This window comes from Yersinia thracica (assembly GCF_902170565.1).
Classification (GTDB): Bacteria; Pseudomonadota; Gammaproteobacteria; order Enterobacterales; family Enterobacteriaceae; genus Yersinia; species Yersinia thracica.
This window is the reverse complement of record NZ_CABHXX010000060.1, coordinates 1-9,547: the sequence shown is the minus strand read 5'-3', so window position 1 is coordinate 9,547 and position 9,547 is coordinate 1. Positions and strand designations below refer to the sequence as shown.

Here is a 9,547-nt window from a genome sequence, read left to right as displayed (position 1 = left end):
ATATAACTGTATATTAATACAGTGTTTTTAACTTAGGAAAGAAGCTATGCAAGTTGAATTAATTTATGACAAACGGAATGTCGCCGGCCTGGCTAACGCCAATGAAATGATCAAAGCAGAATTGACCAAGCGCGTACACCAGGTGTTTCCCAATGCAGAGGTTAAGGTCAAACCAATGCAAGCTAATGGCATTAATACCGATGCGAGTAAACAAGAGAAATCTGTGCTCAATCGTTTGGTAGAAGAGATGTTTGATGAAGCAGATCAATGGTTAGTGAGTGAATTTTAACCCCGATTAAGCCGGGTAACCCAGCCCGGCTCATGTTCACTTTAATGATCCAGTCATCGTTAAATTAAATATTCTTAATTATATTTAAATATTTAATTTTATTTTAATCTTTAATTAACGATTTTAAATCCCTCGTAATGTTAACTTTCCTCATGAAGCTTTAAACAAATTAAAGGTCAATAATGAAAGTTAATATTGCAGTAAAAAAAACCCTAAGCATATTCATACTACTCGCCTTATCTCATTCGGCGGTAGCCAGTTATCATACTAATATTACTGATAGTTTGACTGTCAGCACCTCGCTGGGGTTATTAAATACAGAATCAAATGAATATGTTTATGACCAAAATAGCCGAAAATTAAGTCAGTTAGATTGGAAAACTGAGAATACCCCGATTGTTAAAATAGATATCTCATGGGATTTGTTATCACGTTTAACTTTCACCGCCCGTGGATGGTCTACATTATCATCTGGCAAAGGCACCATGGATGATTATGATTGGAATCAGGCAAGCCAAACCAAGTGGACGGATTGGTCTCATCATGAAAAAACCCATTTGAATTATGCTAACGAAATTGATCTGAATGCAAAGTTTTGGTTTTTAAAACAAGACAATTATCGTATTGGTTTGATGAGTGGTTATCAACGCAATAACAACGATTGGAGCGCTTATGGTGGAAACTATCATTACAATAATGGTAATAATATTTTTACAGCTTCAGATACAGTTAAAGTGATCGGTTATAAACAAAAATTTGATATGACCTACCTTGGCTTAGCAGGAAACTATCATTATAAAAAATTTGAGTTTAATACCTTGCTGAAATATAGCCGTTGGGTCAATGCCAATGCACAGGATGAACATTATTCACGCAAACTTTCATTCAAAGACAGCAGCAAAAACTCGCGCTATTACGCCGTTGTGGTTGATGCAGGGTACTACATCACCCCAAGAGCTAAATTATTTGTAGAAGCGGCCTGGAACCAATACACCGAAGGGAAAGGAACAACGCAAATCCTCAACCAGAACACCGGCGCATCACAAAATAACCTTGATGGCTCAAGCGTCGCGCAGAAAAATCAAACTATCGCCATTGGACTTCTGTACAAATTTTAATCCGACGATACCCAAATAACGACAAATCATCAGCATCAGTATCGTGTGAAACTCCCTGTTTCAGCGGTATTGATGCTGATTTTGCATTTTAAATATCACTATTTTTTTCAACTTTATTTTAATTTTTACGGCTACGTTCGGTTTGCCAGAATAGTCAACTTTCTGTTTTTATTGAATATCAATATAAACAAAATTCTCCTACCTTGTCACCATTACATAAAGAAGAATTAACAATGGTGCATAAATGGCAGTTTTTTACTGTGACTCACCTCAAGTTTTCCTATATCACGCCGTTACTTGAATGATGCCCTCCCCTACATTTAGGACGCTCTATGCTTGATTCCATTCGTTCACGTATTCTGGCTGCCTGTATCATCATCGTGGCCGGCTCGCTTGCTATTAATACTTATTTTAACTATTCCGTTGCCAACAAATATAACAATAGTGCTATCGATAATACCTTGAAGGCGGTGACTGCCAGCCATGGGGTTGGGATTGCAGATTGGGTGGCGATGAAAACACAGATGATTGTGTCTCTCAAAGAAAGCGCATTGGCGGTAGACCCTATTGCAGCTTTACGCCAAGTGGCGGCGGCGGGTAACTTCATTAACGTTTATATCGGTTACGCAAATAAGACAGCTATTTTTTCTAATCCAGATGGCATTCCTGCTGGCTATGATCCCACCGGTCGCCCTTGGTATTTACAAGCAGTGAAAGCGGGTAGCCCAGTGGTGACGCCCCCTTACATTGATGCAGGAACTAATCAATTAGTCGTGACTTTTGCCTTGCCTATTATTCATGGTGGAAATGTAAAAGGGGTATTAGCCGCCGATGTCACCATGGACAGCGTGATTACAAACGTAAAATCTATCCATCCAACAGAGGGTAGTTTTGGTATGTTAATTGATGCTAACGGCACAATTATCGCCCATCCAGACGCGCAATTAGCCCTAAAACCACTGAGTGAAATTGCGCCAACATTGGATCTTAAAGCCCTGTTGACCGCAACCACCCCTACCGCTGCGGAGATTGATGGCAGCACTAAGTTGTTACTTGCTCAAGCGGTCCCCGGCACTCAGTGGTTTACTGTCGTCGCACTGGACAAAGCCCACGCCACGGCGGGTATGCGCTCATTATTGACCACATCCCTGGTGACTCTGATTGTCATTATCTTAATTGCTATTGTCATTATTAGCCTGATTACCCAGCGCGCTCTGACACCACTGACCCATGTCCATAAAGCCATGGATGCTATCAGTTCGGGCACGGAAGACTTAACCCAACGCCTGCCGGTCGAAGGCCGTGATGAAGTGGCAAAAATAGCGATTTCATTCAATAACTTTGCTGACAAACTCAGCGGCGTCATGGCGCAGATCCGCAATACCAGCGAATCGGTCAGTATTGCGGCCAATGAAATTGCCGCCGGTAACCAGGATTTGTCTGGCCGAACAGAGTCAGCCGCTGCCAGCTTGCAACAAACCTCGGCGGCACTCGAACAAATCTCGGCCACTGTGGCGCAATCTGCCAGTGCAGCAAGGCAAGCTAATACCGCGGTTCTCTCAGCCGCCAATGATGCTTCTCGTGGTGGCGAAGTTATCGCCAAAGTTATCACAACCATGGAATCCATTGAGGCGGCTTCGGGCAAAATCGGTGATATCACCAGCGTCATTGATGGCATCGCTTTCCAGACCAATATTCTGGCACTGAATGCGGCAGTAGAAGCGGCGCGCGCCGGTGAGCAAGGTCGTGGATTTGCCGTGGTGGCGGGAGAAGTTCGCACCTTGGCGCAACGCAGCGCACAAGCAGCAAAAGAGATTAAAACACTGATTGACTCGACGGTAAGCAGTGTTGCCTCGGGATCCGGTCAGGTGCGGCAAGCCAGTAATACCATGACCGAGATTGTGAGCAGCGTGTCTGATGTCACAACAATTATGTCAGAAATCACTAACGCGGCAGATGAACAAATGCGCGGTATTCATGAGATAAATAGCGCAGTCACGCAATTGGATACCATGGTGCAACAAAATGCCGCATTGGTGCAGGAATCAACAGCAGCCTCTGCGGCATTACAAGCCCAGGCGGCTGATTTGGCCGGTGCCGTGAACCAATTCAAGATCTAATGCCCTTCGTTGCAGCGAGTGACATTCAACTCGCTGCAACGCCCTACTCAGCACTATCCGATTTAAACACTATCCTACTCAAGCTCTATCCGCGCGCCAATTTTAAGCGGTGCGAAATTGTCTGGCGCAACCCCGGCTTCCGTCAACGCGAGTTTCAGCTGTTGCGGCGGCTCATCCAGAGATTCATCGGCCAACTCAAACACCCCCCAGTGGATAGGCACCGTCACAGGTTGCTGTAATTGTTTAAATAACTGCACTGATTGCTGCGGGTCCATATGCTGCGCATTCATAAACCAACGCGGGGCATAAGCACCAATCGGCAATGCTGCATAGTTAAATGGCCCCAATTTTTCACCAATAGTTAGTAATTGCGGGCTATATCCCGTGTCACCGGTGAAATAGAAATTGATTGCATCGCGCTTAACCACCCAGCCCGACCACAAACTTTGGTTACGATCCCAAGGTGTGCGCATGCTCCAATGCCGCGCGGGCACACAATGAACCTCAAATTCGGCGGCAAGATGGCTATCCCACCAATCTAATTCATGAACATGGCGAGCACCATGATGCAGAAACCAACTTTTCAGCCCCAGTGGTGCTAAGAAAGTCACGTCGGGGAAACGGCGTAATAATTGGGTAATGGTTCGGACATCCAAATGGTCATAATGATTATGAGAAATCACCACCACATCGATATGCGGCAACTCCTTTACACTGGCCGGCGCGGGGGTTCTGCGCTCTGGGCCGTAAAAATTGAGCGGTGAAGCTCGGCTGGAAAGCACGGGATCAAACAGCACGGTTTTGCCACTTACACGCAATAATAACGAAGCATGTCCCAGCCACCACAAAGCATCTTGTTGACCGCTGAAATCTGCCGATTGCCACCAGTCAGTAACAAACTGCGCATAACCTTGCTGCGGGGGTTTCGGTAAGGACTGGCGCTTTCGCTCCTCACGCCAGCGTTTCAAATCCTGCGAATGGTGGACGACCGGCTCCAGATTCTGAAATCCAAACTCTGTGTGGTGTGGCTTACTGGCATCATAATAAGGGTTTTTCTTCGCCATTTTACGTCCTTCACTGCTAGCCACTCTTGCAGCCAGAATACATTCATGGGCCATGCCCGTAACAGTTCACACTTACCCAATATGAATACTTTCACCCGGTGGGCAAGTTTGCCTGAATAATAAGATTTAATGCCGGTGATGATATTTCAGAAAACTGATTTAAATCTTGCCACACTTATCACGGTCACGATTGTCGTAAGCAGGCATTATCACTCATTCATATTCTTATGGATATTTTGTTTTTTACCGAATATTTCCACCTCTCTACTAAATTGATTCATATCAATTTTTACTGCGATACGCGCTATTTTTGGCGACAAAACCCTTTTTCGTGATCCAACGCTCATTTTTAACGGCAACACTCCTTTATAAACAAAACAATTATCCATTATTAATGAAACGTTGTTTTAATTTGAGGTGGCAGTAAGAATGAGTAAAGCTATTACAACAAGACATACGTTGGCGTATGGGAGCGCCAACTTACTGGGGAGCGGGGCGCTGGCAATCAGCGGTGCCTGGCTGATGTATTTCTACACCACCTTTTGCGGGTTGTCAGTGGTAGAAGCGGCCACTATTTTTTCAATCGCCAGTATTCTCGATGCCATCAGTAACCCGGTAATGGGTTATATCACTGATAACTTTTACAATACCCGACTTGGCCGTCTATTTGGCCGCCGCCGCTTCTTTATCTTGCTCGGTATTCCACTGGTATTGGTCTATCCAATGCTGTGGATGAGCGGATTTGGTTTCTGGTATTACCTGCTGACCTACGCACTGTTTGAACTGATTTATACCTCCATCATGGTGCCGTATGAAACACTGGCGACCGAGATGACCACCGATTTCGCTAAACGCTCGAAATTAACCGGTTCTAAAGCTATTTTCGGCAAAGTCGCCAACTTTCTGGCGGCCTTTATCCCCGGCCAGTTTATTGCTATTTATGGTAAAGATTCGGCAACGCCCTTCCTCTATACCGGTATCGCCTACGGCTTGATTATGTGCTGCGCCATGATTTGGCTTTACAGCTCATCCTGGGAGCGCCCGGCCAGCGAAGTGGTGAGAGAGACCACCAGCAGTTTGGGCCAAGCTTTGAAAAAAATGTGTGTGGATATGGCCTCCACTTTCCATTTGCGTATTTTCCGCAAACACCTGGGCATGTATCTGTTCGGTTTTGGTGCTGAATGGTTGTTCGCGTCTGCATTCACATACTTTATTATTTTTGGTCTGGGTCAGGATGCAACGCTGGTTTCTCAGCTCAACAGTTTCAGTTCAATCATGCAGTTGATTTCTACCGCTATCTTTATCGGTATTTGCGTCAAAATGGGCTTTGCTCGCCCGTTCCGCATTGCCCTACAAGTGGTGATTGTCAGTGTGATTGCCTATGCGGCGCTCTATTTCACCGGTTGGTCTCAAGCCACGACAGTGATTGTGTTGTTCTGCATCACTGCTGTTTTCGGTTTAAGCACCGGCGGTATCTACTACATTCCATGGACGGTTTATACCTTCCTGGCGGATGTGGACGAAGTGTTGACGGGGCGTCGCCGTGAAGGGATTTATGCTGGCGCCATGACGTTCGCTGGCAAAATGGTGCGCTCAATTATTGTCTTCGCCATGGGATGGACATTAAGCCGTTTTGGTTTTGTCTCGGGGCAATCGGTCCAACCAGAAGGTGCAGTGCAAGCCATTGTCGGGGTGTTTGCTATTGGGGTTATCTCACTGGCGCTGGTGGCAATCTACTACACCACGCAGATGAAATTAGACCGCAAAAATCACAAAATTTTGCTGGAAGAAATTGACCGGATTAAAAATGGCGGTGCCATGGCGGATATCCCGGCCCATGCCAGAGCGGTGGCGGAAGAACTCACCGGCTGGAAATATGAGCAGTGCTGGGGGAATAACCCGCTTGGCATGAAAGAATCATCCAATGTTATCCCTAAGCCGGTCACTGAAAGCTAATTAATTTAGATAGTTACCCAAAACCGCAACGGCCCTGACCGCTGCGGTTTTTTTATCGCCGTCCTTATCCTCGTAATGTAAATTATTCGTCTGTTTGAAAATTTCAGCATGTTTTATGCAAAGATCCGATTACTATAAGTCCATGACTGTTATTTTACTTTTTGACCCTGGACAAAAGATTGCTGAAACATTTTTCCTCCCCGTTATTGGCCGCGGCTCTGTTCACTCTCCCACTGCACGGCTACGCCAACACCGAGCTTTTGACATCACAAGTTGTTGATCAATATGCCGAACATATCTTCTATAACAGCGGAGCTATGGGGATGGCGCTGATCGTTATTGATAATAATCAAGTTGTTAACCGCAGTTTTGGTGAAACCAAACCCGGTAACAATTTGCGCCCACGGCCAGATTCATTGATCCGCATTGCCTCTATTACCAAGCTGATGACCAGTGAAGTGATGGTAAAGCTGGCCGAGGATGGCACGGTGAAATTAACCGATCCCTTGCAAAAATGGGCCCCTAAAGGAGCCAAAGTCCCGGCTTATAATGCGAAACAGCCGATGACTTTGCTCAATCTGGCCAGCCACACCAGCGGCCTGCCCCGTGAACAGCCCGGTGGCCCGCAAAAAAGGCCGGTGTTTACCTGGCCGACCAAAGATAACCGCTGGCAATGGTTGAAACTGGCCAATATGACTGTTCCCCCAGGCGTGAAAGCGGCTTATTCCAATTTGGCTTACGATTTGCTGGCAGACGCACTATCACGCGCCTCCGGGAAGCCTTATACCCGCTTATTACGAGATAAAATCACCGCACCGCTGGGTATGCGAAACACCACCCTCACCCCAACGGCAGAACAATGTAGCCGTTTAATGGTCGGCGTGGGCAGCAGCCGCTGTGAAAACACCATAGCGGCGGCGGGCAGTGGCGGGGTTTACTCAACACCAGAAGATATGCAGCGCTGGATGCAGCAATTCTTAGCTTCCAATAACCACGCACGTAAAAGCACAGCCAAACGTGAACAAGCGCTGTATTTCCAACGTCGCGATTTGGTTTCATTAAAAGGGATGGATGTTGCCGGTCAGGCCGATGCGCTGGGGCTAGGCTGGGTCTACATGGCACCTAATGCTGAACTGCCGGGTATCATGCAGAAAACCGGTGGCGGTGGCGGATTTATTACTTATATGGCGATGATCCCCGAGAAGAATATTGCGGTTTTCGTGGTGGTCACCCGCACGCAACTGACGAAATTCACCAACATGAGTGATGGCGTGAATCGGTTGGTCGCGCAGTTAGCGAAGAATAGCTGACTCAATCAGCGGCAGCGGGAAATCCTGCCGCAACTCAAGTTTGTCGGAAAGCAAAAAGCCCGTTATCTTATTCAGATAACGGGCTTTTAATTGGTGCCGGCACCAAGAGTCGAACTCGGGACCTACTGATTACAAGTCAGTTGCTCTACCAACTGAGCTATGCCGGCGTAATTTGGCGGAAGGATAGAGATTCGAACTCTAGGACCTGTTACAGTCGACGGTTTTCAAGACCGTTGCCTTAAACCACTCGGCCATCCTTCCAATGAGCAGGATTATCATCTATAGCGTGATGATATGTCTAGTGTTTCATTCAAAAAAAATGGAAATTTAGTTCGTTTGGTTAAACTTCATGCCAAAAGTGGTCAAAAAAAAACAAATTGCTTAAAAATACGCCCATATATAAATGGGGGTTTCAGCGGACCAACAGCAAATGGCGGGCACAAAAAACGCGGCCAAGTGACCGCGTTTTATCAGAACCTATCCTGTCAGCAGGATTAGAACTGGTAAACCAAACCAACCGCTACGATATCATCAGTATTGATACCGGCGTTTTTGGTGAAGTTGTTTTCATCCAGCAGGTTGATTTTGTAATCAACATAGGTGGACATGTTTTTGTTGAAGTAGTAAGTCGCGCCAACATCAACATATTTCAGCAGATCCTGGTCACCATAGCCGTTGCCAAGGTCTTTACCTTTAGATTGCAGGTAAGCCACGGATGGACGCAGGCCGAAATCAAACTGATACTGAGCCACTAACTCAATATTTTGTGCTTTGTTGGCAAAGCCTGCATCAGCGTTGTTATTGCTAAAGTTACCGAAGCGAGTCAGGTTGTAAGTCTGGGCATAATTGGCGGCCAGATAGACATTGTTCGCATCATATTTCAAACCACCGGTGTATGCATCCGCGCGGTCACCATGGCCAAATGCCAGTTTATTCTGGTCATCAGTACGTTTAGAACTGGCCATTGCCGCAGATGCGCTCACGCCCCAGCCCAAATCATAAGATACGGACATACCGTAGCCGTCACCATTCTGGCCTTGTACATCACGGCCATTGTTGGTTTCAGTACCGCTGCCATTTTTGCCCTGATATTGCAGAGCAAAGTTCAGACCATCCACCAGACCAAAGAAGTTGGTGTTACGGTAAGTCGCCATGCCGTTACCACGTTGTGACAGGAAGTTGTCAGCACCGTAAGTATCGCCACCGAACTCTGGCAGAACGTCAGTCCATGAGGTTACATCGTACAGCACACCATAGTTACGACCGTAATCGAAAGAACCGTAATCGGCAAATTTCAAACCAGCAAAGCCAACACGGGTGAAGTTACCTTGGTCTTGGTCTTCCGCTTTGTTTAGATTTGCTTGATATTCCCACTGGCCATAACCGGTCAGTTGGTCACTGATTTGTGTTTCGCCTTTCAGGCCAAAACGCATGTAAGACTGGTCACCATCTTTGCTGTTGTCGTCAGAAAAATAATGCAGTCCATCGACCTTACCGTACAGATCCAGTTTATTACCGTCTTTATTGTAAATTTCAGCAGCGCCTGCGCTACCAGCAACTAATAAAGCAGGAACCAGCAGGGAAAGAACTCGAAGTTTCATCGTTATTATCCTCTAATTATTAGATCTAACTATGCCACTGCTCTTATGAGCATATTTTCCCAATAGGGTTATTCTATTGTGGTAATAAT

7 protein-coding genes and 2 tRNA genes are annotated in these 9,547 nt (G+C 46.2%); 5 read left to right on the top strand and 4 right to left on the bottom strand.

Annotation, left to right across the window (positions count from 1 at the left end):
• Positions 1 to 46: 46 nt before the first annotated feature.
• The 3 genes from FTA91_RS06960 (at position 47) to FTA91_RS06950 (ending at position 3,527) form a co-directional block, all read left to right on the top strand.
• Positions 47 to 289 (top strand): DinI-like family protein, encoded by a 243-nt coding sequence (locus FTA91_RS06960; protein ID WP_050113024.1) that lies wholly within the window; start codon positions 47 to 49, stop codon positions 287 to 289.
• Positions 290 to 471: 182 nt separating this feature from the next.
• Positions 472 to 1,407: an omptin family outer membrane protease gene (locus FTA91_RS06955; protein ID WP_145583114.1), complete on the top strand. Its 936-nt coding sequence runs from the start codon at positions 472 to 474 to the stop codon at positions 1,405 to 1,407.
• 332 nt (positions 1,408 to 1,739) lie between these two features.
• Positions 1,740 to 3,527: a methyl-accepting chemotaxis protein gene (locus FTA91_RS06950; protein ID WP_145536145.1), complete on the top strand. Its 1,788-nt coding sequence runs from the start codon at positions 1,740 to 1,742 to the stop codon at positions 3,525 to 3,527.
• Positions 3,528 to 3,601: 74 nt separating this feature from the next.
• On the opposite strand, the gene FTA91_RS06945 is transcribed toward FTA91_RS06950, so the two are convergent.
• On the bottom strand, positions 3,602 to 4,591 hold the full coding sequence (locus tag FTA91_RS06945; protein ID WP_174635209.1) for an MBL fold metallo-hydrolase: 990 nt from the start codon (positions 4,589 to 4,591) through the stop codon (positions 3,602 to 3,604).
• 429 nt (positions 4,592 to 5,020) lie between these two features.
• Here FTA91_RS06945 and FTA91_RS06940 point away from each other — a divergent pair, with 429 nt between their 5' ends.
• Together FTA91_RS06940 and ampH are read left to right on the top strand one after the other, a co-directional pair.
• Positions 5,021 to 6,547, top strand: a complete 1,527-nt coding sequence (locus FTA91_RS06940) for an MFS transporter (protein WP_050113020.1) — start codon at positions 5,021 to 5,023, stop codon at positions 6,545 to 6,547.
• Positions 6,548 to 6,714: 167 nt separating this feature from the next.
• A complete protein-coding gene (ampH, locus tag FTA91_RS06935) occupies positions 6,715 to 7,857 on the top strand; it encodes a D-alanyl-D-alanine-carboxypeptidase/endopeptidase AmpH (RefSeq protein WP_145536224.1) in 1,143 nt (380 codons plus the stop codon).
• 91 nt (positions 7,858 to 7,948) lie between these two features.
• On the opposite strand, the gene FTA91_RS06930 is transcribed toward ampH, so the two are convergent.
• The 3 genes from FTA91_RS06930 to FTA91_RS06915 form a co-directional block, all read right to left on the bottom strand.
• A tRNA-Thr gene (locus FTA91_RS06930) sits at positions 7,949 to 8,024 on the bottom strand.
• Positions 8,025 to 8,030: 6 nt separating this feature from the next.
• Positions 8,031 to 8,118, bottom strand: a tRNA-Ser gene (locus FTA91_RS06925).
• Between the two features lie 233 nt (positions 8,119 to 8,351).
• Positions 8,352 to 9,458: a porin OmpC gene (locus tag FTA91_RS06915; protein ID WP_050113018.1), complete on the bottom strand. Its 1,107-nt coding sequence runs from the start codon at positions 9,456 to 9,458 to the stop codon at positions 8,352 to 8,354.
• Between the last annotated feature and the right edge of the window lie 89 nt (positions 9,459 to 9,547).

Bases quoted from the DNA above. Each gene is read 5' to 3' on its own strand.
- FTA91_RS06960 (WP_050113024.1), top strand. From the start codon at position 47: ATGCAAGTTGAATTAATTTATGACAAACGGAATGTCGCCGGCCTGGCT.
- FTA91_RS06955 (WP_145583114.1), top strand. From the start codon at position 472: ATGAAAGTTAATATTGCAGTAAAAAAAACCCTAAGCATATTCATACTA.
- FTA91_RS06950 (WP_145536145.1), top strand. From the start codon at position 1,740: ATGCTTGATTCCATTCGTTCACGTATTCTGGCTGCCTGTATCATCATC.
- FTA91_RS06945 (WP_174635209.1), bottom strand. From the start codon at position 4,591: ATGGCGAAGAAAAACCCTTATTATGATGCCAGTAAGCCACACCACACA.
- FTA91_RS06940 (WP_050113020.1), top strand. From the start codon at position 5,021: ATGAGTAAAGCTATTACAACAAGACATACGTTGGCGTATGGGAGCGCC.
- FTA91_RS06915 (WP_050113018.1), bottom strand. From the start codon at position 9,458: ATGAAACTTCGAGTTCTTTCCCTGCTGGTTCCTGCTTTATTAGTTGCT.